General features: G+C 50.1%; 20 protein-coding genes. 8 read left to right on the plus strand and 12 right to left on the minus strand.

The genetic code is table 11. From position 1 onward, the window contains the following. Positions 1-2: 2 nt before the first annotated feature. Positions 3-2,372 (minus strand): S8 family serine peptidase, encoded by a 2,370-nt coding sequence (locus QNM19_RS18845; protein ID WP_284027086.1) that lies wholly within the window; start codon positions 2,370-2,372, stop codon positions 3-5. A gap of 766 nt (positions 2,373-3,138) precedes the next feature. Here QNM19_RS18845 and QNM19_RS18850 point away from each other — a divergent pair. Then, on the plus strand, positions 3,139-4,383 hold the full coding sequence (locus QNM19_RS18850) for a M20 family metallopeptidase (RefSeq protein ID WP_417712664.1): 1,245 nt from the start codon (positions 3,139-3,141) through the stop codon (positions 4,381-4,383). A 114-nt stretch (positions 4,384-4,497) separates the two neighbouring features. Here QNM19_RS18850 and QNM19_RS18855 read toward each other — a convergent pair whose 3' ends face one another. From QNM19_RS18855 to QNM19_RS18865, 3 genes are all read right to left on the minus strand, one after another. Next, complete coding sequence (locus QNM19_RS18855) at positions 4,498-4,704, minus strand: hypothetical protein (protein WP_156202204.1); 207 nt, start codon at positions 4,702-4,704, stop codon at positions 4,498-4,500. A gap of 210 nt (positions 4,705-4,914) precedes the next feature. Then, positions 4,915-6,534, minus strand: coding sequence for an FAD-binding protein (locus tag QNM19_RS18860; protein ID WP_049863801.1), 1,620 nt, complete (start codon positions 6,532-6,534; stop codon positions 4,915-4,917). Positions 6,535-6,701: 167 nt separating this feature from the next. Then, entirely contained in the window at positions 6,702-9,350 is a 2,649-nt protein-coding gene (locus QNM19_RS18865) for a purple acid phosphatase family protein (protein ID WP_284027087.1), read from the minus strand. Between the two features lie 173 nt (positions 9,351-9,523). Between QNM19_RS18865 and QNM19_RS18870 the strand changes: the two genes are divergently transcribed. Beyond that, positions 9,524-9,862: a hypothetical protein gene (locus QNM19_RS18870; RefSeq protein ID WP_156202206.1), complete on the plus strand. Its 339-nt coding sequence runs from the start codon at positions 9,524-9,526 to the stop codon at positions 9,860-9,862. Between the two features lie 25 nt (positions 9,863-9,887). After that, positions 9,888-10,394: a LabA-like NYN domain-containing protein gene (locus tag QNM19_RS18875; RefSeq protein ID WP_010384104.1), complete on the plus strand. Its 507-nt coding sequence runs from the start codon at positions 9,888-9,890 to the stop codon at positions 10,392-10,394. Here the strand turns inward: QNM19_RS18875 and QNM19_RS18880 are convergent. From QNM19_RS18880 to QNM19_RS18915, 8 genes are all read right to left on the minus strand, one after another. Further along, positions 10,328-11,611, minus strand: a complete 1,284-nt coding sequence (locus tag QNM19_RS18880) for an O-antigen ligase family protein (RefSeq protein WP_049863805.1) — start codon at positions 11,609-11,611, stop codon at positions 10,328-10,330. The genes QNM19_RS18875 and QNM19_RS18880 overlap by 67 nt on opposite strands. 12 nt (positions 11,612-11,623) lie before the next feature. Beyond that, entirely contained in the window at positions 11,624-13,015 is a 1,392-nt protein-coding gene (locus tag QNM19_RS18885) for a GumC family protein (protein ID WP_049863806.1), read from the minus strand. Further along, positions 13,012-14,280: a polysaccharide biosynthesis/export family protein gene (locus tag QNM19_RS18890; RefSeq protein ID WP_049863807.1), complete on the minus strand. Its 1,269-nt coding sequence runs from the start codon at positions 14,278-14,280 to the stop codon at positions 13,012-13,014. The genes QNM19_RS18885 and QNM19_RS18890 overlap by 4 nt, the downstream gene beginning before the upstream one ends. 258 nt (positions 14,281-14,538) lie before the next feature. Continuing rightward, a complete protein-coding gene (locus QNM19_RS18895) occupies positions 14,539-15,561 on the minus strand; it encodes a glycosyltransferase family 2 protein (protein WP_049863808.1) in 1,023 nt (340 codons plus the stop codon). Between the two features lie 13 nt (positions 15,562-15,574). Further along, on the minus strand, positions 15,575-16,828 hold the full coding sequence (locus QNM19_RS18900; RefSeq protein WP_082225375.1) for a lipopolysaccharide biosynthesis protein: 1,254 nt from the start codon (positions 16,826-16,828) through the stop codon (positions 15,575-15,577). 252 nt (positions 16,829-17,080) lie between these two features. Continuing rightward, on the minus strand, positions 17,081-18,580 hold the full coding sequence (locus QNM19_RS18905; protein WP_049863810.1) for a sigma-54-dependent transcriptional regulator: 1,500 nt from the start codon (positions 18,578-18,580) through the stop codon (positions 17,081-17,083). Between the two features lie 147 nt (positions 18,581-18,727). After that, complete coding sequence (locus QNM19_RS18910; RefSeq protein ID WP_049863811.1) at positions 18,728-19,348, minus strand: hypothetical protein; 621 nt, start codon at positions 19,346-19,348, stop codon at positions 18,728-18,730. A gap of 12 nt (positions 19,349-19,360) precedes the next feature. After that, a complete protein-coding gene (locus QNM19_RS18915; protein ID WP_284027088.1) occupies positions 19,361-20,986 on the minus strand; it encodes an LruC domain-containing protein in 1,626 nt (541 codons plus the stop codon). A gap of 268 nt (positions 20,987-21,254) precedes the next feature. Here QNM19_RS18915 and QNM19_RS18920 point away from each other — a divergent pair, with 268 nt between their 5' ends. The 5 genes from QNM19_RS18920 to QNM19_RS18940 all read left to right on the plus strand — a co-directional run bounded on the left by QNM19_RS18920 (position 21,255) and on the right by QNM19_RS18940 (position 26,389). Further along, on the plus strand, positions 21,255-22,004 hold the full coding sequence (locus QNM19_RS18920) for a hypothetical protein (protein ID WP_049863812.1): 750 nt from the start codon (positions 21,255-21,257) through the stop codon (positions 22,002-22,004). A 167-nt stretch (positions 22,005-22,171) separates the two neighbouring features. Continuing rightward, positions 22,172-23,428 carry a WecB/TagA/CpsF family glycosyltransferase gene (locus QNM19_RS18925; RefSeq protein WP_049863813.1) on the plus strand — a complete coding sequence of 419 codons (1,257 nt, stop codon included), beginning with the start codon at positions 22,172-22,174 and terminating at the stop codon, positions 23,426-23,428. Positions 23,429-23,430: 2 nt separating this feature from the next. Beyond that, positions 23,431-24,114 carry a sugar transferase gene (locus QNM19_RS18930; RefSeq protein ID WP_049863814.1) on the plus strand — a complete coding sequence of 228 codons (684 nt, stop codon included), beginning with the start codon at positions 23,431-23,433 and terminating at the stop codon, positions 24,112-24,114. Between the two features lie 246 nt (positions 24,115-24,360). Continuing rightward, positions 24,361-25,500, plus strand: coding sequence for a polysaccharide pyruvyl transferase family protein (locus QNM19_RS18935; protein ID WP_049863815.1), 1,140 nt, complete (start codon positions 24,361-24,363; stop codon positions 25,498-25,500). Beyond that, positions 25,457-26,389, plus strand: coding sequence for a glycosyltransferase family 2 protein (locus tag QNM19_RS18940; RefSeq protein WP_049863816.1), 933 nt, complete (start codon positions 25,457-25,459; stop codon positions 26,387-26,389). Before QNM19_RS18935 ends, QNM19_RS18940 begins: the two co-directional genes overlap by 44 nt. Positions 26,390-26,406 lie beyond the last annotated feature (17 nt).

Raw genomic sequence — 26,406 nt, forward strand, 5'->3', positions numbered from 1 at the left:
GGTTATTGCATTGGTGCGACGTACACACCTGCGTTAGCGAATCCGACGACATCAGCCGTGCCATCGCCATTGACATCAGCCATCATCCGAGGGTGCTGTCCAACACGCCAGCCACCGGCTGAATAGCCAAAATTATCAATCACGCGCTGCGGTGCTGAGAAACTGCTGCCGTTTGAAGTGGAAATATAGACACCAGCATTGGCGAAACCAACGACATCTTGTCTGCCATCGCCATTCACGTCAGCCAGGAAACGGGGATGATTCTCTACGCGCCAGCCACCAGCGGTATAGCCATAGCTTGCAACCCATTGACGTGCTGCACTAAACCCAGAGCCTGTTGACAGGGCTACGTACACACCCGCGTTCGCAAATCCAACAACGTCATCGCGACCATCGCCATTAACATCAGCCATATAACGAGGGTGGTTCTCAACTCGCCAGCCACCAGCAGTATAGCCAAAGCTGCCTACCCATTTTTGTGGTGAGCTAAACGATGAGCCATTGGACAAAGAGACGTAAACTCCCGCATTGGCAAAACCGACGACATCTTGTTTACCATCACCATTGACATCAGCCATCATACGCGGGTGCTGTTCAACTCGCCAACCGCCAGCGGTATAACCAAAGCTGCCTACCCATTGCTTCGCAGCGCTAAAACTTGTGCCAGTAGACAGAGCAACGTAAACGCCCGCATTGGCAAATCCAACTACGTCTTGCTTACCATCGCCATTGACGTCCGCCATCATCCGAGGGTGTTTATCAGTACGCCATCCTCCAGCCGTATAACCAAAACCACTGTTCCACTTCTGAGGTGCTGTGAAACTGCTGCCTGTTGACAGAGATACGTAAACACCGGCATTGGCGAAGCCAACCACGTCGTCACGGCCATCACCGTTTACATCGGCCATCATACGCGGGTGATTTTCGACTCGCCAGCCACCGGCGCTATAGCCAAAGCTGTTAACCCACTGTCTTGGTGATGAGAACGAAGTACCATCCGACAGTGAAACGTACACACCGGCATTGGCAAACCCGACGACATCTTTTTTACCATCACCGTTAACGTCGGCCATCATGCGAGGATGATTTTCAACACGCCAGCCACCGGCATTGTAACCATATGAGCCGACCCACTGGCTATAAGGTGGTTGTTGTGTCTCATGGATAGAAAACAGCAGTCGATTAGGAGAGCCCTGTGGATCGCCAATCTCATTAGTCGTTGAATCGCCAATGATTCTGGCAGTGACCTGAGCAGGAGTTAAGTCAGGCGATTGTTGTAAATGCAGTGCCGCAACCCCTGCTACATGAGGTGCAGCCATTGAGGTGCCATCAATAGTATTGGTGCCATCATTGATCCATGCAGAGGTAATGTCCTGACCAGGTGCAAAAATATCAACACAGTTACCGAAGTTGGAGAACCAGGCTCTTGTGTCTTGATTTGTTGATGCCGCTACAGTGATCGCATTCGGGGCACTTGCAGGCGAAATATTACAGGCATTATCATCGTCGTTACCGGCCGCTGCGACCATAGAGATACCGGCGTTAATGCTGGCTTGAACTGCATTGTTTAACGCAGCACTGACGGGAGTACGGAAACTCATGTTTGCCACCGCAGGTAAGTTTGCATTAGCGGTTAACCATTCAACACCTTCGAGGATGGTTGCTGTCGTACTACCTCCCCGGCAGTTAAATATTCTGACACCAACCAGATTCACGTCTTTGGCTACCCCAAAGGTTTCAGAGCCTATCGTCCCAGCAACGTGTGTACCATGACCATGGCAGTCAGCGGCGTTATTGTCGTTATCGATGAAATCAAATCCACTCACCGCGCGGCCATTAAACTCTGCGTGATCAAACTGTATACCTGTATCCAGCACGTATGCAGTGACATTGGAACCTGTGTAGTTGTATACATAAGTCGAGTCGAGCGGCAGTTGACGTTGATCTATCCTGTCCAGACCCCATGTTGCGTCCTGCTGTGTTGCACTGATGTGTGTATCTAGTTGGACGACCTGGTTGGGCTCAATGAAGGCAACAGCTGGGTCGGCAAGTAATAAAGCCAGTTGCTCTTTTGACGCTGTCACGAGGGCGCCATTCAGGCTGGCGGAAAAGGTTTTTTCCAGGGTTACATTATGCTGACTTGCCAGTTGTTGGCTCTGCACTTTGGTAAAGTCGGATTTTGCACTGAACGAGTCAGCCGCAATGGTTTTTGGGGTCTCGAAAACAACAATGTAACTGTTTTCTACGACCTGACTTTTAGCGGGAGCTGCCATCAGTTTGGGGTGAACAACCTGTGCCAACGCAGATGCACTGGACAGTGTAGTAAACAAAATGCCGGTTATGGTCGCGGCGAGTTGATGCTTCTTATGCATTGTAATTCCTTTTTTATTGTTGAGTTTTAGTGTTTTGACCGTTATGGCCTTGTTTTTTCGAGTGTTAAATCTAGTTAATATTAAGTTTGTTTCTTTTCTTTTGTGTGTCTTTTTTGTTTAATGACGCGTTTTTTTTAAAATTATTTAGTGCTTTTTTTGTACGCATCACATAAGGCGTCAGCAGGTAAGGCCCGCAAATTGGCGTTTGGGCGAAACAATATCACCCACAAAAGTACTGCTTTTTCAGAGGTAAACGATGAACAGTCATGCTGTTTAAGCGCTGTTGGCAACAGGCGCCGACTCTGGCGAGCGCGCCATTTAGCGATTCATGGATGAATGACCTGCACACTATTGAATTGAATCGCTGCACCCCCGTGCAGGAGTAGCAATCGAGTGCTTGGTGAACCTGCAATAACAGGGGTTTTATTGCCTATTATTTTAGCCTTTTGCCGCATTGGTGACGGCAACCAATAAGGATGATGTCGTCATCCACGTTTCTGTACAGTGCAAATGCTATGAGGTTGGGTGTACTCTATTTTTGTGCCACTCGCTGTTATCAGCAGCGACTGAGTGGCATTAAATACAGTCAAAGTTCGATTGCAACTTTACTTAGCTCATCGCGCTCATCCAGGCTCTGTCGCAAATATCTTCTCCTAATAGTTTTGTCTGTTATTTTGATTGGTGACTAATAAAAAATATAAAAGGAAGGGAAATGAACAAATCTATTCTGAGTTTGAGTCTGGCGTCGATTCTGGGCGCATTGAGCATGCCTGCCCTGGCATCGGATCATGCCAGTTTGCTGAAACAGGTTGAACCTAAAGTGATTGAGTGGCGTCGGGATATTCACCAGAACCCGGAGCTGGGTAACCGGGAGGTGCGAACCGCAGCTAAGGTGGCCAAACACCTAAAATCTCTGGGCATGGAAGTGGAAACCGGGATTGCTTATACCGGTGTGGTAGGGATATTGAAAGGTGCTAAGCCCGGCCCCACCGTCATGTTGCGTGCCGATATGGATGCACTGCCGGTGACCGAGAAGAACGACCTGACATTTAAATCGACTAAGAGGACTAATTACCGTGGGGTGGATGTTGGCATCATGCATGCCTGTGGGCATGACACCCATGTCGCCATGTTAATGGGCGCCGCTGAGGTGCTTGCAGGGATGCGTGGTGAGTTGGCTGGTAACGTGATGTTTGTCTTCCAGCCAGCTGAAGAAGGCGCACCACAAGGAGAAGAGGGTGGAGCGGAGTTAATGCTTAAAGAGGGGATCTTTAAAAAGTATCAGCCGGAAGTGGCCTTTGGTTTACACATTACCTCTAAGCTCAATGTCGGTCAGCTGGGGTATCGCAGTGGTCCGACTATGGCCAGTGCCGATCGCTTTGAGATCAGTGTGAAAGGAGAGCAAACTCACGGTTCTACACCCTGGGCAGGTGCCGACCCCATTGCCGCTGCTGCGCAAATTGTCTCCGGGGTGAATCATATCGTCAGCCGTCAGATCAATATCACCAAAGAGCCAGCCATTGTGTCATTTGGCAAAATCGCCGGTGGGGTGCGCAATAACATTATTCCCGAAGAGGTGAATATGGTGGGGACCATTCGTAATTTTGACATGGATAACCGGGCACAGATCTTCGATAAAATTACCCACACTGCAGAGCACATCGCACAGGCTTCTGGTAACACCGCAGAAGTGAATATCATCGAGGGTTATCCGGTAACCGTGAATGATCCGGCTCTGACCGAGCAAATGTTACCGACATTGGAGAAGGTGTTTGGTGCACAGGGCATGATTGAAATGCCTAAGGTGACGGGGGCCGAAGACTTCTCATTTTACGCCATGGAAGTACCCGGATTGTTTGTTTTTCTGGGCGGAACAGCAAAAGGCATCGACCCCAGAAATGCGGCCAGTAATCATTCCCCTTATTTTATGGCCGATGAATCATCGTTTAAGCTGGGCACGCGGGCGCTGACGGAATTTACGCTCGATTATATGCAGCAAGCAAAACAATAGACGCCGTAAGCTTGGTCTGGAACGCATGCTGCCGGGCTCGTGCTTTGTGACAGCGGATAAGCTGCATTGGGGGAGATAAAATGATGCGACCTGAGTCGCATCATAACTTAAAGCTTAGTGACAGGTATCTGTACCGCAGTTCGTATTGTTTGGACGTGATGGACAAGTGAAAGAACCACATTGAACAACCATAGTATGGATGCACTCACGATAGAGAGAGTATTTATCACCACCGGCGATTTCGGCTGTTTTTGTTGCCGGGATAGCTGTCAGGTCTTTCGATAAACTTTTAAGTTTCTTTTTAGATATTTTAAGTTTCATTGTTATTTCCTTATTTTTTATTTTTGCATTAAATGCGCAGCAATATTTACATTTGAGTGAGGGAGAGTCAACAAGGCTTTTGGATATTTGTTGTGCAACTTAATATTTTGGGTAGTTTTTTTCAGTGAGCCCGCGATGATTGGCTGGGCTCAACATTAGTTATTATAACGTTAAATGTAAATTCTCTGAGCGTAACGCAAGTCGTAAGACTTACAGTTCGACAGATTGAGCATGATGCAGTTGATTTTCTGGGTCCAGCTGACGTTTTAGTTGCTGTAACCTGGCATAATTGTGTTTGTAGTATAAATGCTGCCAATTCGGGATATCGACATCGGCATAATTCACATAACAGCCATCCATCACCTCGTCGGGCAGCGGCCCTTTAGCGCCGTACATGGCATGATAAAAGCCATTGATCCAGCCAATATGGTAGGGGTCCTGGGCGGCATCAAACCAGTAAGTCTGATACTGCAGTTTCATAATGGAATCGCGGTGGGAAACGGCAGTGTCGGTGTCCGATAACGCGTTTATCTGGCCGCCATAAGAAGATAGCTGCAACATACCGCCTGGGCTCAGATAGTCGCCATGGCGCAATGTTTGCCAGAGTGTTTGAATTTGTGCGTCGGGAAAAGGCTGTTTCATATAAGCCGATTTATTCTTGCCTCGTGCGCCAACCAGTGTCCCAGCGCCATACTGAGTGCCATACCACCAGGGCATGCTAAAATAACTGCCCGGCGGCACCGGACGCTGAGGGGCGTTTTCCTGTTCCTGCAAGCCCATATGATTGGTGGTACGTAGTCCCTTTTTTGCCTCCGTGAGTTGCTCTGGGGTAAACAAGGCATCGATAAACTCATCAATCAGGGCTGGGTCACCACTACAATACAGGGATAGTCGAATGTCGCCGCTGCCAGCTACTGAGTTGGGTAATGCCATCGACGTGTGCAAAGCATTAAACCGACTATCGGGGCCGTTATGTGCATACCAGAATTCGCCATAATTGCGCAGTAGCTGGGCGAACTGGTCGTAATCGAACAAGTGCCAGGGCAGGGCAATTTCCTGTAGGTGGATATATGCCGGCACTGGGGGCAGGTCTTTAAAGAAATATTTAGTGACTATGCCGAAGTTGCCTCCCCCACCACCTTGATGTGCCCAGACGATTTCGTCAGCTTTTGCTGATTGACCTTTAAAATAGCTGCGCGGATAGTTGGCCTGTCCGCCCCATTGATCAAAGGTGATTAATTCTACCCCCACCAGGTAGTCACTGCTGAGTCCGTATTGTCTGGAATGAATACCGAACCCGCCACCGCAAACGTGACCACCAACACCGACGCCAAAGCAGGAGCCGCCTGGGATGATCACGCCAAATTCTTTAAACAGGGTTTTATAGGTATGTCCTAAAGAAGCCCCTGCTTCAACAACATAGTGATCATCACTGCGATAGACTCGATCCATATTGCTGAGGTCAATAACCACACCCTGATCATTCACCACAAAGCCTTCATAGCAATGTCCCCCAGAGCGCACTGTGAGCCTGAGGTTATTTGCCAGGGCCTCCCTGGCTGCCATGTACACTTCATGGGCAGAGCTGCATGCTGCGATGTAGCCTGGCTGATTGGGAAACCTCAGGTTAGAACCGGTCAGCATAGAGAGATATCTGGGGTCGTCGGCATACACTTTGTGATACTGACCGTACTGAGGACTGGCGGCAGCGGGATTGCTGAGCATGAGAGGGGCTGCACCGACGGCACCGCCCATAGCCAGTGATGATTTGAGAAATTGACGTCGTGAGGTGGCGATATGTTCGCCTGATTGCTTTTTATTGTGTTCCATAAACACTTCCTTTTTATGTTGTATAAAATGAGGGGACGTAAATGGGATGATTTTTACGCAAATTGAATGTATCAGATACCGGACCGGGAAAGTGTAAAAAACAATCAAAAAAGTGTCATGATGCGAAAAGTTCAAGATGCCGCCGATGTGGATCGGCGGCGGATGGCTTAATCAACACGTATTTGCAAGATCAAATTATCAAAGTAGCTGTCATTGTCGCTGCCCTGATTACGCGTCCCTTGCAGGACAAACTCAATATAGGCTGTCCCTTTGGGTAGCAATGTTTGCCCGGATACGGTTGTCCACTGTGCAGCTGTAGTGCTGAGTTGTTCACTGTCACTCACCCTTTGTCGGCGGTTATCGAGGAAACGCAGCTGAATGGCTGGCACATCCTTACCACTATAATTGCGAAGTTGACCGCCATAACTGACGCTGACTCGGCCAGCTTCGATTAATCGGCTGTAGTGTTGTACAGACAGTGTCTGGCTGATCTGGCCCTGAGCCGATTCGCCTGTACACACGCCACCCACGGCAAAAAATCGCTCGCCTGTCGCAGGGGGAATAGAGTCACATTGTTGAGCCGTCAAGGATTCCACCGGACCGGCGCCGCTCCAGCCCTGAATACCGGCTTCAGCGCCTGGGTTTTGCAGCAGGTTAGCTGAATCGCCGGGTTGCTGGGTAATGTATTCTTCTGCCACGCCAGCAGGTCCCTGATCCGACACTGTGGCGCAGTCACTTTGCTCGGCCAGCTTGAGTGCTAAATTGTCAAAATAGCTGTCATTGTCGGTACCACTGGTGCGCTGGCCTGTCAGGACGAAATCAATATAACGGGTATTGGTGGGCAGCGGCGCTTCCTGGACATAGGCCTGCCAGCTGGCAGTCCCGCCTTTAACTTCGGGTGTGCTGCTCAACAGCGCCAGATCTGCATCACGAAATTCAAGGGCAAACGCGGGAATATCGCTGCCACCCCAGCTACGTAGCATGCCCGAGTACAGGGCTTTTAGGGTGCCATTGTCAATACTGGCAGCCCAGTTGCTGACATCAACACGCTGATATGCGCGTCCGCTTTGGCGTTCATTATCACAAACACCACCGACGGCAAAGAAGCGTTCACCCTGATAAGGAGAAACGGAACCACAGGCTTTATCTGTCAGGCTTTCCAACGGCCCGTCACCTAGCCAGCTGTCGGTGCCCAGTTCTGCCCCCGGGTTTAGTAACAGGTTGTCGGTTAGTTGTGCGCTATCGGTGGTGGTAAATGAGTGTGGCTGTGACCAGTCACTCCAGGCCAGCGAGCGGTCTCGCATGCGCATGCGGACGCAATACTGCGCACCAGGTGTCAGCTGGCCCAATGCAAAGCGGTTAGGTGCAAGGCCTGCACGGGTATCAACCCCATCCCAGATATTCTCATGCTGATACCAGGTATCGATCAGCGGCTGGCTGAAGTCATCGCAATGACTGCTCAATTGCCAGTGCGCAGCACCAAACAGATCTTTATCGGGATCTGCAAATAAGGTTGCAACTGCGTTGGCACAGCTGGCCGGGACTTGTCCTGTGGGAGCCAATATTGCAGGCGTAAACGGTGCCGTGTTGTTTAATCTTACAGTCAGGGTGTCCTTGATCTGACTGTTCAGTGGCACTTGTTCATCACCCATTGAAATGCGCTTGAGCTCAAAGGCCGGGTCATCACCGGCAGTAACATCCACCACTACAAAGCCATATTCGTCTTCACTGACTGAGAATTCCGTGTAGTCGCGCTGGGCAAACTCGCCAAAGTAATCCAGGTTGCCACCGGCGGAGGCCACATTCACCATAGTGTGATTGTGATCCCGGCTGGTGCCGCGAGAGTAGGCGTGAGTGTGGCCAAAAAAGTGAATGCTCGGTTTGTTGCAGCGCGTTGAAAAGGCCTCAAGACGTTCAACAATTTTACCGCTGTAATCGGTCTCTCCAGCAATCCACATTTCAGATTTATGTGGGTGGTGCATCTGCGCGAAGACAAAATCGGTTTGCGCACGCAGGCAGGTTTCGGCCAGCACTTTGTCCAGCCAGATGAGCTGTTCATCAATACGGTAATTGGTATTGGTGTCGAGTGACAGCACCCGGATATTGGAATGGTCCTGATACCACCAATGCTCTTCATAGCCGGGTGTGCCGTTTTCTGGCAGCCGGAAGTATTTGAAGTAGGTTGGAGTGTCACGCTCGTGATTGCCGGGGGCAGGATACAGCGGCACTGAGCTGGCCAGCGCTGCAATGGGTGAAAAGAAGCTGGTGCGCCAGCTGTTGTAATCCTGACCATTGTCGACTAAGTCGCCGGGGATCAGGGTCATATTCAGGCCATCGTGTAACTCAAGTCCGAGTGCCTGTTGCACATAAGGCAATACACCCTGGTTAATGATCTCACCAAATTTGCCCGGGTTCCCCGAGTCTCGTTGCATATCGCTGACCGCCAGAATGCGGCTGCTTTTTTCTGCAGATGCCAGCGGTGGGGTTCTGAACTGGTGAACATGACTGTAAGTATCGCCGGTTCTGACCCGGTAAAAGTAAACGCTATCCGGTGCAAGGTTCGTTAATTGGACCTCATGGATGCGACTCAGCAGATAACCGGTTTCACTGGTGCCGCTGGCTTGTTGGCCCAGCTCAGCGGTGGTGCCCCATTCTATAATGGACTCATCACCACTGCTGGTTTCCCATTTTATCCAGATGCTGGTCGGGGTTGCAGATTGCAAATAGGGGTGGACTGCCAGTCCCTCGGTGTGGGCGTGAGCCTGACCGAGCGCCAGCACCAGACCCAGAGACAGTATTCGCAGAGAATAGGTCATAGTAGTTTCCTTGGTAATTAAGCGAAACGCGGGATTATCCGGGGAACAAGTGTATTTAGAATGTAAACGTTGTGAATTTTTAACGTCTTATTTATGACCCCCACTGGCAGGGGTCTGTGATATAGTAAGGCCATTATGCAGCCGATACGCACTTAGATGCGAGGGAGCCTAATGTGTGGGTAAGTGTAATTTTTATGTTGGCCTGGGTATGTTTTCATAGTGAAGCTTATCAGCCAAGTCGGCTTATGCACTTTGTCGATGACTGTCGTTCTGAGCAGCACAGTGCACTCAGACAGGGTTGCCAGGGCTATTTATTTGGCTTTCTTGATGCACTCAAACTGAATCCACCGCACGGGGTTGATGGTCAGTGTTTGCAAGCCTGGAATCCGGACACTTTGCTGACAGCACTGGGCAAGGCAATTAAGCAACGGCCCGAGCTTGGCAAGCAATATTATTACGAGGGCATAAATGCATTCATTGATACTCAGTGTGCTGCACGGCCATCTTCATAAATGAATCTAAAAGGTCCGTAACACCATGAAAAAAATCGCCATTCTGGTCGATGTCCAGAACATCTACTACACCACCAGACAGGCCTATGGCAGAAGCTTTGATTATAATGGCTTCTGGGAGACGGTACTAAAAGACCGCACTTTGTATCGTGCTTTGGCCTATTCCAGTGAGCCTAATGCGCCTAAGCAGCAACAGTTTCAGAATATTCTCAGAGCCATCGGCTTTGAGGTTAAACAAAAACCCTATATTCAGCGCGCTGATGGCTCGGCCAAATGTGACTGGGATGTGGGGATCACTCTGGATGCCATGGAGTGTGCGCCACATTGTGATGTGGTGGTGTTGCTGACCGGGGATGGTGATTTTGACTTACTCGCCGAGCGTATTCGCAGCCGTCATAACTGTGAGGTCGAAGTGTACGGCGTGCCTCAGCTCACTGCTAACTCGCTGAAACGCGCGGCCACCCGTTACATTGCCATTGATGAGCGTTTGTTGCTAAATGCAAAACCAAACCACAACAGGGCAGGCCAGTAGAGATACGACAGGATCTCCAAATTCTCAAAGAAGCTGTAGCAGACCAACACCGCCATCAGACACAGCGCAGTCTGCGCTGTTTTTGAATCTTGCGACGCCCACAGTAAATAGACACTCGAAACCAGCATAGGGACAGCCAATGCAACCGCGCCAACCATACCTTTGACAAATAACAGCCCATACCAGCTGTGGTGCGAGCCAATCGGCATAAATTCCACCATTTTGGGCCCGCGCTCAACAATGCCATGGCCCCAGATAGGTGCTTCTGCCTGCCAGCGTTGAATGGCAATGTTGGCCAGCGCTTTTCGTACTCTGGTAGAGCCCGGGCGCTGTTGTTTCACGGCTTCGTAAGAATCCATGATTGAATTGTAGATGGGTTCACCAAGTAGCAATATGATGGGGACGGTAATCCCAAGTAGCAGCAGCATCCAGGGTTCTTTAAACTTATCGCTGAACAGCACCAGAGGAAACAGCATTATGAAAATGGCGATGCCAGCGCGGGATTGCGATAACAATAGCATGGCCCAGCAGCCAGCAATGGCCCAGCGACGAATGCGGCTGTTTGTTTCTTGCAGACAAAAGACCAAGTAGATGCAGGCCATAAATCCAGCAGCCGGTGCCCAGGGTGTAAAGAAGCGCCAGCGGCCGGCGCCTGTCTCGGGGTTAATGCCGTAAAAGCTGACCATGAAAAAACTCTCCCCTGGTCCGCCTATGACCTTCAATGGCGACAGGAAAATATCACCTGGTAATTTGACGACATAAAATGCCACTGAAATAAAAGAGAAGATCAGCGTGTGAATAGCGACAATACAGACCCCGCGGATCACCACTTCTTTGCGGATCTTTGCAAGTGCCGCAATGACAGGAAAAATAGCCAGCAGTGCCCAGCCCTTCATCCAGCCAATGGTGGACTTAATAGTTTGTCCGGTGCCCAAAGACCATTCGCTGTGTGCGACCAGCAAAGCCACGAGCATCAATAACATGGCGATGATCCACATCCAGATCATCGGTGACAGTGGGCGAGGCTTAGCACGCAGGTCCAGATAGCAGCGCATTAAGACCACCATAAAAATCAACCAGCCGATGATGGAGCCCATCACATACAGCATGCCCAGCATAAAAGTGGGGTAGGTAAGCACCAGACCCGCCCAGACCAATTTTTCTTCTGTGCTGATAAAGCGCTTGTCCTTGAAGGGTAAATAGGCGGTGAATAGCATGCTTGCCTCCGACTAGTCTGGCTGTTTCATCACAGCGGAAATGATCACCCGACGTTTGTTGATCATTAACACGCCCATTGATAAGAAGATCATCGCGGCCAGTGCTGCGGCAATGGCAATGGACTTTTTCGGTGAGAACGAGTTCACAGGCAATGACGGTGGAGACATCAGCTGGATCACCGGATACGATGCAAAAATATCCGCTTTACCGGCTTCGAGGCGTGCCACTGCGGAGGTGAACACCGCTTTTGCCAAATCAAACTCACGTTCCAGACGCTCCAGCTCGGCTGCTTCTCTGGCGTACACTTTGAGCTTTTCATTGAGTAACTGCACTTCATTTTCCAGCTCAATCAATTTTGCTTCAGAGCCTTTTTTGGCGGCAAACGCACTGATCAGATCAGCAAACAGTTGCGCGCGATTCGGGTTAGACGCCAGATCTGTGGTGTGAAACGCATGGGCTGCATTGATCCCGACCAGACCTTCCGAGCGGGTTCTGAGCGCCAGTTTTGACTGCTCAAAACGCGCCAACTCCGCTTTTACCATGGGATGACCATCGTCCCAGCGAGAGCGATATTCGCTTAACTGAGCTGCACTTTTATCCAGTTCAGACAAATAGGCTCTGAACTCACCATCAGATTGCAGGACAAAGGCCTGACCCGCCATAGAAGGGGATACGCCTAAATCGACACTGAGCTGGCCGACAAAATACTCAGCACGGCCGATTTCGGCTTTGACGATGGCAACCTGTTCTTTCAAATTGGACAACGTACGCATTTGCTGGTCTAGCTGATCCCGGCTGATCAGCAAAGAGCGTTGCTGAAAGTCAGTAATGTTGCTGCGGGTAAGATTAAGTCGCTCTCTGTACTGATCTAATACTGACTTGATGCTGGCATCACGGCGCTGAACTTCATCAGCACGCAGGTGATCAAGCTGGTCCTGTAATGCGTTGTATAAAGCCCAGGCTTTCTTCTCGGCGATACGCGGGCTGGCCCCGGTGATCTCTATTTTCAGGATTGAGGTTTGCTCAGTCAGACGCACTTTGGGACGGCCAAATGCTTTGGCTGACATGCCCATAGACTTGGCTGCATTCTCCAGCAGGTTTTTGCTCATCAGCATTTCTTTGTAATTTACTCTGGGATTATATCCCTTGCCAAACGGTGCGCTGGTGGATGACACCACCTGGCCAACTTCATCCAGCGATACATTACTGTTTGCGCCTGTGCCAGGTAACACCATGTCCAGGTCGCTGCGATATTTTGCAGGTTGTTGCAGGTAAGCGAAAACCAGCAGCAAAATCACAGCATAGCTGACCAGGCAGGTCACCAGATAAGGTTTGTGCAGGGTGCGGTAAACCGCCGCCCTGAACCGTGAGTACGGTGTGGTTACTTGAAGTTGCGTGTTCATGAGTCCTCCTTACTCAACAAAGAGAAGGGTGCCACAATATCGAGTAGCGTCTTTGCGATATCACGCAAGTTAGTGATATCTGAATCATAGCAGGCTATCGCATCATTCGGCATGACATAAGGATTAACATGGTCGCGATAAGACATCCGCATCAGCTCTTCCACGGAGCGCTCGACGACCTGGGTTTGCCCTGTCAATGGGTGGTTGCTGACCAGCACGACGCGACGTGGTGCATTGGTGTATTCTTTACCGCCCACACAGTTCGCTGAAATCGCGGCCTGCAATAACCGGGTGCCATATGGCAGGTTACTGGAAAAACGACCGATTGCTGCATTGGCGTTACTCATTGATGAGTCAATCAGGTTAGACATAAAGACCCTAAACCCTTTTGGCGTGATCTGCGACGGTTTCACCAGATTTGGCTGAAAACACCCGGTGCTCGGTACAATGACCTGATCGCCGGCAATGAGTACGTGGTCTGACACGGGCTGTCCGGTCATGATGCCGGTCAAATCTGCTTCAATGCGCCAGCCCTGACGTACCAAAATCACTTGGTCCAGCTTGGCATCAGGACGCACCCCGGCAGCTGCACGTATTGCTTCAGACAGCAGACGTTGCTTAGAGTGATCGCCTGACGCGGCGACTTGCTGATCTAATAGTTGCTCAGGTAATTTTGCATTGATGGTGACCCGGCCCGGTGAAAACACTGCGCCAGACACCGGGACTTCAATGGCCGCCCAGGTTTTTACTTTTACGGTGACATCTAGTGTTTGAGCTCGGAAAATTTTGGCCCGGATCAGTGCCAATTCAACTTTTTGTGCCAGCGCTTTAGTAGTCAGGCCTGCAGCATAAATGGGTTCGATAACGGGCAGAGTCAGTGCGCCAGAGCTGTCCAGTACATAGTCACCGTTGAAGCCCTCACCGTATTCCATTTTGACCTGGATCAGGTCTCCCGGGCTCAGTGGAGCAGCGCCGAATACCCCACGGTGACTGGACTCATAAGGATTCAGACCGGGTGCGGCAAGCGGAATAGGCTGATCGATGCGATAATTTGCTGCGGCTGCAAAGTTGTCCGCATCGGTGCAAGTAAGGCGAGAGGCAAACACAGAGTTCGACTGACCGAATTGCGTGCCAACCGCATGTGGCATGCCATAAAAGTCCTCGTCATTATAGTCCGGGCTGAGTGTGCATCCTGAACCAAGCACACACAGTACGAGCGCACAAGTGCGGGTCATCAGGGCTGTGATTGAAGTGGCTGGTCTCATAATGTGCTCCTTGGAGGTCTGTCTCTCTAAGTGGTCTTATCAAGAGAAGAGCATAATTTGAGCCAACTTTTAAAGTTTATAATAATCAATTGCTTAAGGTTTTTTGAGGCGAGTTTTTTAGGTGGCTTTTTGTATTTTGCAAAGCAGTTTCAAAATGAAAAGAAGCCAGCAAAAGCTGGCTTAAGGGCCTTAGGAGCGAGGTGCAGTATCAGCGTATCATTACAACACACTGATGATCGCAGGCCCGGGAGCGAAGGGTTAGCCCGCTGGGTGTTTATTCGACTGGCCCACAGTGCGCATCGCCAGTTTTTCTGCGCGATCGTACAGCGATTTCGGTAATAAACTGGTCAGGGCACAACACCAGGTGAGTGCTGTGCGACCAGGCTCTTCGAACAGAATACGAATATCGGTGAATAACGCCTGATGTATCAGCTTCAGTGCAGCTGATGTGTTGCGCGATTGTACGGCACGACGACTCAGGTATCTGAGCTGGTAAGCACGTGCAAGCGATCCACACTGCCTGAAAAACTGCGCATGACTGCGGCGATGCTTATTGACCGCGGTTTCCCAGCTCTGATATTGCTTTTGCAAGTTGGCCGACAGGCCGCTGGCATTGACGCGATAATAAGTCAGCGGCTCAGGGATCCCGGCGAAGGTGGCCTGAGTGTATAGTGCCAGGCGCAGCCACATCTCAATGTCTTCAGACTGTCTCAGGTTTTCATCAAAGTACTGTCTCCAGCTGCGAGTATCATCGTGAAACGCCACTTTTTCCAACGCTGAGGCACGGATCACCGGTGCAGAGCCATTGCCAACGGGGTTACGACAAAAAATGGTCTTGGCATCTATATTGTTCAACTTGGGAAACTGGCCAATGCCCAGTTGCTTGTTGTCATCATCAACAAATAGCGAAGGACAGTAGCTGACGTCAACCTGAGGGTTCCGATTTAAATGAGCAATGTGTTTTTCGAGCTTATCAACCGCCCAATAATCGTCGGCATCCAGCAAGGCGATATAAACGCCTCGTGCATTACGGATCCCGGTATTACGGGCCCCGGATAAGCCGCGATTTTGCTGACGAATGATGTTGATGCGATGATCTTTATAGTCTCTCAGATAGCTGAGTGTGTTGTCACTGCAGCCATCATCAACACAGATCACCTCAAAATTTTGATAGGTCTGGTTAAGGACCGAGCAGATACATTTATCGATATACTTTTCAACGTTGTACATAGGGATGATGATACTGACAACGGGTTTTGAGTTAATTACATAGTTAGTCATAATGGGCTCCGAATCATGAGGAAGATTTTGCTGCGCTGACGTGACAGCGTTTCAGCGCAATGTCTGCCGCCGGGAAGAGCAGCCACAAAGCACTGCAACTGACCAAAACAGCAGCAAGTAAAACGGGTTGACCTGGCTGTATCATTAACAGCCCTGCCAGAGAAATCAGTAAACAAGAAGCGTTGAGCTGGCACTCTCGCGCATAACGACCGTTGGCGCGAAGCATCACTGCGTAGCTATCTACCCACACAGTCGCTGTCGCTATCAGGCACAACAGTGCACTGGTGGTAAAGCTGCCTTGCCAGTTGTCGTTGAATAACACCGGCACATACCAGGGCACCAGTAACGCCTGAACAATGAAAATGACCGAGACTGCGGCCGTGATGGCCAGCAACAGGTGACGATGTCTGCGCTCGAAGCTGCCTGCATTTTTAAGTTTGCAGATAAACGGGTAGAGCGCGGTGGTGTAGGCTTGAGCCACGGATATCGCCAGCCCGACGCCCACACTTTTAGCAAAACTATATAAACCGAACAGCTCTGGAGTTAGCAGGCGAGCTGCCACAAACATATCCATATTGACACGCAGTGAGCGCAGGATCTCGCTGCCAGCCAGTTGTGTTGATGCCCGCAGTAACCGGGAAAAAACGGCCCGACTGTACGCGCCAGCCAGGGGCGAAGACTGTATGAAGGCAAAGCAGCCAAGCCAAAGTATCGTAAATGCCCATTTACCAATCACGACGGCCAACAGGCCTGCATCAAGATAAAGTGCAGCGGCCAGGGCGAGGTTTTCGGTGATGATACAGACGCTGCTGATCAGGCCAAACAAACCCATCTGATTTCGGCGTTGCATCAGAAAGACTTGGTTACACACTAATGGGAAGACCAGGTAAGTCAGGGCCATCAGGGCGACCAGGTGCGTCATGTCCTGGCCAGGAAATATCCAGGTACTCGCCAGTGCAACAAGTATTTGCACCACACACAAAGCGCCACAAAGCAGCCACTGAAGTAATAAACCATTTTTTAAAAATGCGGGCAATTCATCATCGCTGGCACGGATCACCTGTGCCCCCGCGCCTGAGCGAAGCAGTAGTCTCAGCACTTCATGCAGTGTCAGCGCAAGCATGGCTGTACCATATTCGGTCGCAGACAAGCAGGCTGCCATGGCCATGATGCTGATCAGCCGCGAAGCCTTGGCAACCACTTCTGCACCAATCAGGTACGAAGTGTTGCTGAGCAGGGTCCGCATTGTGCTGGATGAGTGAGTCATGGTATCGCGCTCTTTTTTATCAGATACCTTTACTAACCAAAATTCGTACCAAGACGGGTGAGTACAAAAAATAAACTGAGAATTGATTTTAATCGTTTGTTTTATATGGTTTTAACAGCTTGGTTGAGATGGTGACGCCCAGTTCGAAGGCGATAGACTGAACAAATTTAGTCACCCAGGAGGAGTGCAGATCGCATTTTGCAATGGCGATTTTGCAATTTGCAATCTGCATAGACAGCGTGCCTGAGGGGATCAGGCGCCGGTTTTATTGTCTCCCCATTGCTGTATTTTGCGATACAGTGTTGAGGGGCTGACTTCGAGTAAACTGGCTGCTTTCACCACATTGTCATCGCATGCTGCAATGGCTTTTTCTATGGCGATACGCTCAACCTCGGCGAGTGAACAAATCTGATTGGCAGAAGGGACATCTGGTGGCTGAGGGGCAGCATAGCCATTTTCCTGCACTGCTACCGGTTGCGGCATTGGTGTACTCTGAGTTGCAGAAGCGCTACCAGATTGGCCATTGAGCAAGGCCTGGGCATCGCTCGGCTTGAGCTTAAGCTGCATTTGTAACGTGTCTTCGGTGATGAGGGGACCATCGGACATCACCACACAGCTGTGGATCAGGTTTTCGAGCTGACGTACATTACCCGGCCAGTCATAATTTACGATGAGTTGTTCGGCGGCAGCTGAAAAACCAACAAAGACTTTGTTTTCGATTTCACTGAACTTGCTCAAAAAGTGCTGCGCAATTTGCAAGGCATCGTGATCTCGTTCATGCAATGCGGGCAAATCAATGGCAATGACGTTCAGACGGTAAAACAGGTCTTCACGTAACCGCTGGTCGGCAATGGCCTGATGCGGTTCGCGGTTGGTCGCACAGATAAAACGCACATCGACCTTTTCTTCTTTGCCGCTGCCGACCTTCTGGAAAGTACCTGACTGGACAAAGCGTAAGATCTTAGCCTGCAGGTTCATGTCCATTTCGCCGATTTCATCTAAAAACAGGGTGCCGCCGTCGGCTTGTGTGGCTGCGCCATCGCGGTTCGTGACTGCCCCTGAGAATGCGCCTTTGATGTGACCAAAGATTTCTGATTCCATCAGTTCACTGGGGATCGCCGCACAGTTAATACACACCAGCGGCTTATCTTTGCGTGTACTGGCGCGGTGAATGGCATCGGCGGCCAGCTCTTTACCCGTCCCACTGGGCCCGGTGATAAATACATTGGCCTGACTGGGACCGGCTTTTTCGATGGCTTTATACACCATTTGCATGGCAATAGAGCCCCCAACAAAACGATAAAACTGCGACTTGATTGAGCTATGATAGCGCTGCAGGCTGGCCCGCAACATATTCCGTTCAGCGACCAACATTTTGGTCTGAACGGCCTGCTCGAGTGTGAGTTTGATATTGCCGATGTCGAAGGGCTTTTGCATATAGCCCCATACCTTTCCCTGGTTAATGGCATCAATAAGGTCTTCCACTTCGGTGAAGGCGGTAAGCATCATGCGAATGGTGTCCGGAAAGCGCTCGGCGACCTGAGCCAGAAACTCAATACCAGACATATTGGGCATCATTTTATCTGAGACAACGACGTCGATAGGGTGTTGTTCTAACAAGGCCAGGCCTTCTTCTCCACTTGACGCGGTGAACACTGTGTAAGGCTCGTTCTTAAGCGCGCGGGTGAGGGAGCGTAGAATAAGGGGTTCGTCATCGACGAACAGCAAGGTAATGTTAGTAACCGGTTCCATGTAATCCTGCCTGAGTTAACGCGTGTTAATAGAAGTATTACACAGTCTTAGACAATTTGAAGCATTTATATACTGGAGTTTATGGTGATCAATAAAACCGCCTGCGATGAGAGAGGTGCAGGCGGTTTTGCGAGGAACTATCATAGTTTAATTGAACTGATGTGCCACTGTGGTGGCCTGCATATTCAGCTCGGTGAGCAAATGATTGCTCTGTAACATACCGTCTACGCTGATCAGCAGGGTTTTGTAATTGACCGGAATATCCAGTGTCATGGTGATCTGTCCGGCACTGTTAAAGCGCGCCGTTGCCAGCAGGGCTTTGTCGGCCATCGCCTCGTCCTCATAGCTTTCAACCACCTCATGCATGGCATAGACTTTCACCATCTTATTGGCCAGACTGTCTCCCAGCACATCCTGGCCACCCAGATCTAAGGTCACTGTTTTACTGGTACTGAAGTTAAAATCCGCTTTGACATGCAAGTCGTTAGAGGTTTCAGCCTGGCTGTCCAGCAATGTCGGGTCCGGCTCATAACTTGGTGCAGGCTCTGTCGGCTCGACTGGTGTTGCTGCGCCGTCGTTCTGCGTCTGATTTTGACTCTGTGTAGTCTGGGTTGACGCAGGTGTGCTGGTGTTATTTGCCGGTGCTGTGGCCGTATTACTGCTGCTGGTTGAGGTGCCCGTTGAGCCACCTTCACCACCACCGCCTCCGCAGCCACTTAAAGTGAAACAAACCAAGGTTAAAGCCGAAAATTTAGTTAATGTATTCATGGTTATATCCTCTTAGTGTGCGCTGAAAGTGTGGGTGGTGCGTTCGTTGGTCATAAACCAGTCCTGAGCCTGCTCGCCATTGCTTTCCACCCAGGTTTCGTAGGCAGGATACGCCCAGATTACGTCGAGATATTCTCTGGGGTAGTGCCAGTCATTACTGATCATTAAGGCCCAGGGTAGGTTTTCGGCTGTTCTGAAGTAGCGGCCCGCTTGTGCATCTGAGGTATCATCGGCTGTGCCAAAGCGGTTTGCATCAAACTTGTCTGTTGGCGGGAAATCTGCCATGTGGATTTCCAGTGAACGATCTTGGGTTCTGTACAGGAAGAAATCGAAATCGTTAATGCTCAGTGCATCCAGGCTTTGTTCAAAGCTGACATCGAAGGTGTATGGTACAGGTTCAAAGTAATCGCAGGTCATCACCGTATTAAAGTGCTGGCACTGGCCAGACTGACCTGTGGTGGTGAAGACATGGGTATTGCTCCACAAAGACAACACGGCGTTGGTTTGTCCGTCTTCTGCCGTTTTGTCATAGCTTTGACCGTCAACCATGAGTGTGGCTTGTTTAATCAGTGCCGGGTTACTGTTCATCAGACGCAGACCGAAACCATTCTGGTAAGCTGCACCGCGTGCCGTGATCCAACCATTGATGATGAAACCGCTGATTTGATTATCTGCATTGTAGGTAAAGCGAATGCGTTGTTTAACAACCAGGTCATTCATGTCATGGTCGCCGCGTGCTGGCCAGTTATCTTCGAATGCGAGTGTCGTGACCCCTTCTGCGCTCGGATAATACTGGCTGTAGGCCCGGTCAAAATCGTTGGGGAATTCATCCAGCTCATCTTCAATGCCATCGGCATCGCTATCGTTCTGCTCCGGCATAACCGTCAGGTTGAGGGCAGATATGGCAGTCGCGGGGGAGCTTTTTACGCTGAATACCGCATCATTAAAGTCGTTGTCTCCCCAGGTGCGGGGTAAGTCTTCGAAACCGATGACCACTTCCTGCTGCTCTTCATCCAGCAATAACACGCAGTGCTGACGCAAGGTCTCGTTACTTTCCGGGTTGAGATCAGACAATGAATAGTAATAAGGGATCTGAAATGGTTTTACGCCGGTGTAATACCAAAACCCGTTTGCCGCAATAAAGAAGCCAATGCTGGTGCCTGCCGGAAACTCGCCAATACTGACCCGGTGGCCATTGGTCAGATGTGGGTAGCTGAGGTTTGGAAAGACGATGGTCTCCTGCACCTCTTCAGGTGATTGTGGCGGATTCTCCGGGTCGAAGGTAAAGTAACCAAAGGAGTTTTTGTAGCCCGCGCCTTCGTGGATAAATGTTACAAACACTTCGGCGTCTTCAACCAGATGAATGGTTGAGCCTTCGTCACCTGTAATGAAGGCCTCATTGATCCGTGCTTCGGGCAGTGCATTTTGAATGCGCTGAAAAAATTCGCGGCTATACTCTTCACGTGCATAAATCATCGAGTCGGGCTTGCCGGTAGACTGGTTGTAGCCTGAAGGCCAGGCCTCACCAGACTGGAATTGCCAAACATATTGGCCATCTATCTGTTCAACCGCTGCGGCTGCAAAAGACAACAGTCCACAGGTCATCAGAGGGTAGAGTGGGTTAAGCAGTTTCATCATATTCGCTCCAGTTAAATTCAATCTTGTACTTCTGTACTGGATATTTCATGAAGTGTGCCAAAAATTTAGTTGTTATTTATCAGTTGGTTGTGGTTTTTCGTTCTGTGGTGTCGGGGTTTTTTGCAAATTGCACTGCATTGCGCTTTGCAAACAAAAAAATGCTGACCGACAGCGATTAACCGAGAGCATGAAAAGCCAGTCTATGCGGTGTTTTCTATAAACGGTGCAATACTTGCTTCATGAGAGATGGAAGATAAAGGAGGTCGGTATGCAATCGTCTCAAACAGACACTTTGATATTTAGCGTGGCATTGAATGGGTATCAGTGGCGCTACCGACGTTATCTGAACAGTCAACGTCACTATGCCAGGCGCATGGGGTATGATTATGTGGTGGTCACACGACCCTGGTTGAATCGACTGGGCGCTGAGTGCTGCTGGCTGAAGTTGTTTTTGTTGAAAGCGGCGTTACAGGTGGGTTATAAACAGGTGATGTTTGTTGATGCGGATGCCTGTATTCAGCCTGCGTGCCCGGCACTGGATAAACTGGATGACGCCGATAAGTTCCTTTTTCTGGCTCGGGGTTACAGTGGTGCGTTTAACTCAGGCGTGATGCTGATGCGCAATTGCCCACAGGCAATTGAGTGGCTGGATACACTGATAGCTGCGATGACCGAGCCGGTGCCCGAATCCCGGGGAATTGGCTGGGGAGAAAATGGCCATGTGATCCATTATGCACAGGATTGCGAGGGCGTCGGCGAGCTGGAGCGGCGCTGGAATAACACCTGTGAGCCACACCTGGATGACTACATTCGTCACTTTAATTACGGACCACTGAAGTGCTCAATAGTGGATAAATGTTTCCATACATTGATTTTCAAATGTTCACGTTTGTTGCTCGGGCATAGTCTGTCCCGCCCGGACGAGCAAGCGGATAAGCTCGCCGTGGTGCAGCTGCGCATTCCTGCGGCGCTGAGTCAGATCCAGACTTTGTATCCGGGTTATTTTTCCTCCTTATAAGCGTCACATCGACGCTTTTCAAAATAAGAAAATTCTCAAAATGCAATGCAATTTAGCTGAGAATAAAACCCCCAGAAAATCTAAAATTCAATCTAAATCAGTGGTTTAAATTTTGGCATGGTCCTCGCTATCTATTCGATGTAATCAACTGAACAGCGGAGGAAGCGATGTCTACTTACTTAACCACACACTCATCACACGCAAGTGAGTCAGGTGCACGCAAAGCACTCAGAGTCAGCGCTGCATTGCTGTTAGTTATCGTTTTAGTGCCGTTGTTCTGTCTCAATTCTCTGGCTGCGCTAATTTGTTTTAAAGCGCCACTGAGACGCCAGACCTGGATAGACGTGAGTGCTCAGCCTGTGTCGTTGCTCGGCTGGCAGGTCGGCATATTCAAGCGCAGCGCAGCGCTGTTAAATGTTGTGAGTGGTCGTATTCGGTTTGTCGGTAACCCGCTGCTACGTGACGGTGTGAGCATGCCCCGGGTGGCGCGTTTACACTCTCCCTGCGGTCAGCCTGGACTATTCGATTGTCTCTGGTTACATAGCCTGACCGGGCTCAGTGTGGATAAGCCGCTCGCGTTGCTCCATGCGCAGCACAACCAGTCTTTGTTTGCCGATATTCTATTAGTATTTAAGGTGCTCTTGTGTCTGGGTTTGTATCGCAAATCGGCAAGTACCCCGTCGAGCAGTGAATTGTTTGGCATTCCGTTTAGCAACACACGTATGCAGGTTGCAGTGGATTGGGTCGTAAAAGGCTCGGCGGAAACAGATACACAAGGGTGCCAGTCGGCTTACTACATCAATGTTAACTCGGTCAATTTATCGGCTGGTAACGCACAGCTCTATCAGGTACTGCAAAACAGTGACCGGAACTTTATCGATGGGTCGGGTATGCGGATCGCGGCCCGAAAAGCGGGCATGAACCTGGCCGACAACAACAATGGCACCGACATGCTGCCCGGGCTTTGTCAGGCTGCTGCTGAAAATCAGCGTTCTCTGTTTTTACTTGGTGCGCAGCCCGGTGTTGCACACAAAGCCGCTGCTAACTTGAGTCAACAATACCCGGGGTTGCGTATCGCGGGTGCGCACCACGGTTACTTCGATGATGATGAACAGGTTGTCGACTGTATCAATCAAAGTGGCGCCGACATTGTACTGGTCGCCTTGGGCTCGCCTCGCCAGGAACTCTGGATAGATAACAATAAACATAAACTCCAGGCGCAGTGTGCGCTGGCGGTCGGCGGCTTATTCGATTTTTTCTCCGGCAATATAGCGCGTGCCCCTATGTGGATGAGAGAGCTGGGCCTTGAATGGGTTTGGCGCCTTATCCAGGAGCCCAAAGCCAAGTTTAACCGCTATGTGCTCGGTAACCCGATTTTCCTATTCCGTGTTTATGTTTTACAACAAGCTTTGCGAGGACTTTAATCATGTATAGCATCAAAAAAACCACAGCAACTCAGTACAATACAATGTCATCATCTACTTCTGAGCAAACCAAAACAGATGGTCGTCACCATGGTATTCCAGCCTGTTTACAGCGCCTGGCTGCGATCACCGGATTACTGTTACTCAGCCCATTTTTATTGGTGCTTATAGCGCTGATCAAGTTGGAAAGTCAGGGCCCATGTGTATATAAGCAGGTTCGGGTCGGTAAACTGGGCCGCCGTTTTACTATGTATAAGTTTCGTTCTATGTACATGCCAGAGGATCCGCGTTTTCGTAATCCGGACCCGGCACAAAGCGACCGTGAAGGTGTGTGCGCTAAATATCGCAATGATCCGCGTATTACCCGTATTGGCGCTTTTATCCGTAAGTACTCAATCGACGAGTTACCCCAGCTGATGAATGTGGTACGGGGAGATATGTTGCTAATAGGTCCGCGCCCAGCGCTGGAAAAAGAAGTACACGCATACCAGCCACATGAGTTAGGTCGCCTTAACAGTGAGCAGGGACTGACTGGCTTATGGCAGGTCACCGGCCGCGCCGACACGACTTTTGCACAGCAGGTACAACTGGACAAGCGCTATATCAGTGAGCAAAGTGCGCTGAATGATGTCACCATTTTGCTTAAGACCATTCCTTGCGTCATTGGTGCCAAAGGAGCCTACTAAATTCATTGAGGGAGCACATTGTGGATCACACCTGTCTTTTCATGTAGAGCCACCGCTTAGTCGGTGGCTTTCTTTTTGCAAACCCGCTTTTTTATTTTGGTAATTCACTTCAGACAACGCATCGCCTTTTGCAAATTAAGCATTCGCAATCTGCTTAAGTTTACAATAAATCATTTAAAAACAATGATTTAAATTCTGGCACGAGAGCTGCTATACCTAAGTATATTAACTTAACGAGGCAGCACAATGGCAGCAAAAAACAAAGCATATATTGTCGGCTACTACGGCATGCGCAACAGCGGTGACGATGCGCTCATGCTGGCATCAGCAATGGGAGCCCGGCATTTTCTGGGCAGTGAACAGATCACTGTCAGCGCGCCTGACGATGACGCACTGGTGAATCAGATTGGCTGCGTTGGACAGCAGCCACTGCTGTTTCGTGGTCACCAGCGGTTATGGCATTACCGTCATGCGTATGGGGCACAGCACGTTATTTTTGGTGGTGGCTCTGTGCTACATAGTAGCCGCGACATTGCGCTTAAACGTCATATGATGGCACTGAGTGGTCGTAAGCAGTCCATGGCACTGGGCGTTGGTATTGAGCCATTCAAAACCCTGGATGATGAAAACCAGTGTAAAAAGTTTCTGTACGAATGTGGGCTGGTTACCTTACGTGACAAACAAAGCTATGACATTGCCGAGGCACTGGCGCCTCATGCGAACCTGAAGCACACGTTTGACCTTGCGCCTTCTTTACTGCATCACCTGCAAGGTAAATTGAATCCGGTTAAGCGTCAGGGGATTGCATTTAATTTTTGCCCACAATCTATCGATGCGTTTGGCAATGTGAATGAGCACAACGAGTTGCGTCGTATAGCGAAAGCGGTTGACCTTATTACGACTGTGTGGAGCTTTACTAACGAAGACATTTACCTGGTTGATTTGAATGATCAAACAAAAGGCAGCGACAGAGCCATTCACGATAAAATAGTTGCTCGCCTGCCAGAGTATGTGAATGTGAAACGGGTCAGCTATGTGCCGAACCCTGCCAGTATCTTGCAGTGTATGGCGATGTTCCGGGTGATGATAGGTATGCGACTGCATGCGCAAATATACGCCTATATGACACAAACGCCGTTTATCAGCCTGCAATATCACGCCAAATGTACACAGTGGTGTGAACAAATTGGCTTGCCGACACAGTATGCGTTTGATGCCAATGAATTTAGTCCGGATACCTTATTTCGGGTGATGTATCGCGGCCTGGAGCGCGGTTTCGATGCCCCCAGTCTGGCCCTTAACCAGGCAATCACTTTATCTCTTTCTAACTGGAGCGAAAACTATGAACACTATTCAATTCACAGTCGTTATTCCACTGTACAATAAGAGCGAGTGCATCGTCCGGGCACTGCAAAGTGTTCATGCACAGCATTATCAGGCTGCGGAAATCATAGTGGTGGACGATGGCTCTACCGATGATAGCCCACAAAAAGTGATTGATCTGGGTCTGCCCAACCTGCGACTGGTACGTCAGGCCAATCAGGGCGTCTCTGTCGCACGCAATAATGGCGTGAAAGTGGCCTCTTCAGATTATGTGGCGTTTCTTGATGCCGACGACACCTGGAGTCCGTTCTTTCTGGCACGCATGGCAGAATTGATCCAACGTTTTCCTGCGGCCGGACTGTTCGCCTCTCGCTATCAGAAAGTGCTCGACAATGGTGAATACATTGACGCCAAAATCGCTCTGACCGACTGGACGCCAGAAGGGTATGAGATGGACAATTATTTTGAGGTTGCGGCCAATGGGGACTTGCCTTTTACCATGTCGAGTCTGGTGGTTGAGAAGGGCGCTTTTAATCAATTAGGTGGCTTCCCGGTGGGGGAATGGATGGGTGAAGATCAGAGCTTTTATGTCCAGGCAGCCTTGAAGTCGCGCATTGCGTACTCTCCGGCCATTGAGAGTTTTTATTTTCTCGGAGCGCCAGGCAGTGCTTGCGATAAAGCGCCACCGACGCAGCTGTGTCCTTTTGCAGAGCGTTTGCTGACAGCCGTTAAAAATGGCGAAGTCACGCACATAGCCATGGCGCATAAATACGTTGCTACGCACATCTGTGACTTGGCTAAGCGTAATATCAGGCACCGTTTGTATGGCCATGCACTGCGCTTGCTGGCCAACCCGGTAGCACGTGCCAAGCCATTGCACTGGAGTGCCTACCTGCTGCTGAGCCTGACAAAAGGCGCGTTATCACGCGTGTCACTGGGTTTGATACGGTGATAACGGCGCATGTGCTA

Origin of the sequence: Pseudoalteromonas ardens (genome assembly GCF_030125445.1) — a bacterium.
GTDB lineage: Bacteria > Pseudomonadota > Gammaproteobacteria > Enterobacterales > Alteromonadaceae > Pseudoalteromonas > Pseudoalteromonas ardens.

Coding starts and splice junctions, on each gene's coding strand:
- QNM19_RS18940 (WP_049863816.1), top strand. CDS start 25,457: ATGAACACTATTCAATTCACAGTCGTTATTCCACTGTACAATAAGAGC.
- QNM19_RS18900 (WP_082225375.1), bottom strand. CDS start 16,828: ATGACTCACTCATCCAGCACAATGCGGACCCTGCTCAGCAACACTTCG.
- QNM19_RS18860 (WP_049863801.1), bottom strand. CDS start 6,534: ATGGAACACAATAAAAAGCAATCAGGCGAACATATCGCCACCTCACGA.
- QNM19_RS18920 (WP_049863812.1), top strand. CDS start 21,255: ATGCAATCGTCTCAAACAGACACTTTGATATTTAGCGTGGCATTGAAT.
- QNM19_RS18930 (WP_049863814.1), top strand. CDS start 23,431: ATGTATAGCATCAAAAAAACCACAGCAACTCAGTACAATACAATGTCA.
- QNM19_RS18925 (WP_049863813.1), top strand. CDS start 22,172: ATGTCTACTTACTTAACCACACACTCATCACACGCAAGTGAGTCAGGT.
- QNM19_RS18890 (WP_049863807.1), bottom strand. CDS start 14,280: ATGAGACCAGCCACTTCAATCACAGCCCTGATGACCCGCACTTGTGCG.
- QNM19_RS18845 (WP_284027086.1), bottom strand. CDS start 2,372: ATGCATAAGAAGCATCAACTCGCCGCGACCATAACCGGCATTTTGTTT.
- QNM19_RS18885 (WP_049863806.1), bottom strand. CDS start 13,015: ATGAACACGCAACTTCAAGTAACCACACCGTACTCACGGTTCAGGGCG.
- QNM19_RS18855 (WP_156202204.1), bottom strand. CDS start 4,704: ATGAAACTTAAAATATCTAAAAAGAAACTTAAAAGTTTATCGAAAGAC.
- QNM19_RS18915 (WP_284027088.1), bottom strand. CDS start 20,986: ATGATGAAACTGCTTAACCCACTCTACCCTCTGATGACCTGTGGACTG.
- QNM19_RS18850 (WP_417712664.1), top strand. CDS start 3,139: ATGCCTGCCCTGGCATCGGATCATGCCAGTTTGCTGAAACAGGTTGAA.
- QNM19_RS18905 (WP_049863810.1), bottom strand. CDS start 18,580: ATGGAACCGGTTACTAACATTACCTTGCTGTTCGTCGATGACGAACCC.
- QNM19_RS18865 (WP_284027087.1), bottom strand. CDS start 9,350: ATGACCTATTCTCTGCGAATACTGTCTCTGGGTCTGGTGCTGGCGCTC.
- QNM19_RS18880 (WP_049863805.1), bottom strand. CDS start 11,611: ATGCTATTCACCGCCTATTTACCCTTCAAGGACAAGCGCTTTATCAGC.
- QNM19_RS18895 (WP_049863808.1), bottom strand. CDS start 15,561: ATGACTAACTATGTAATTAACTCAAAACCCGTTGTCAGTATCATCATC.
- QNM19_RS18910 (WP_049863811.1), bottom strand. CDS start 19,348: ATGAATACATTAACTAAATTTTCGGCTTTAACCTTGGTTTGTTTCACT.
- QNM19_RS18935 (WP_049863815.1), top strand. CDS start 24,361: ATGGCAGCAAAAAACAAAGCATATATTGTCGGCTACTACGGCATGCGC.
- QNM19_RS18875 (WP_010384104.1), top strand. CDS start 9,888: ATGAAAAAAATCGCCATTCTGGTCGATGTCCAGAACATCTACTACACC.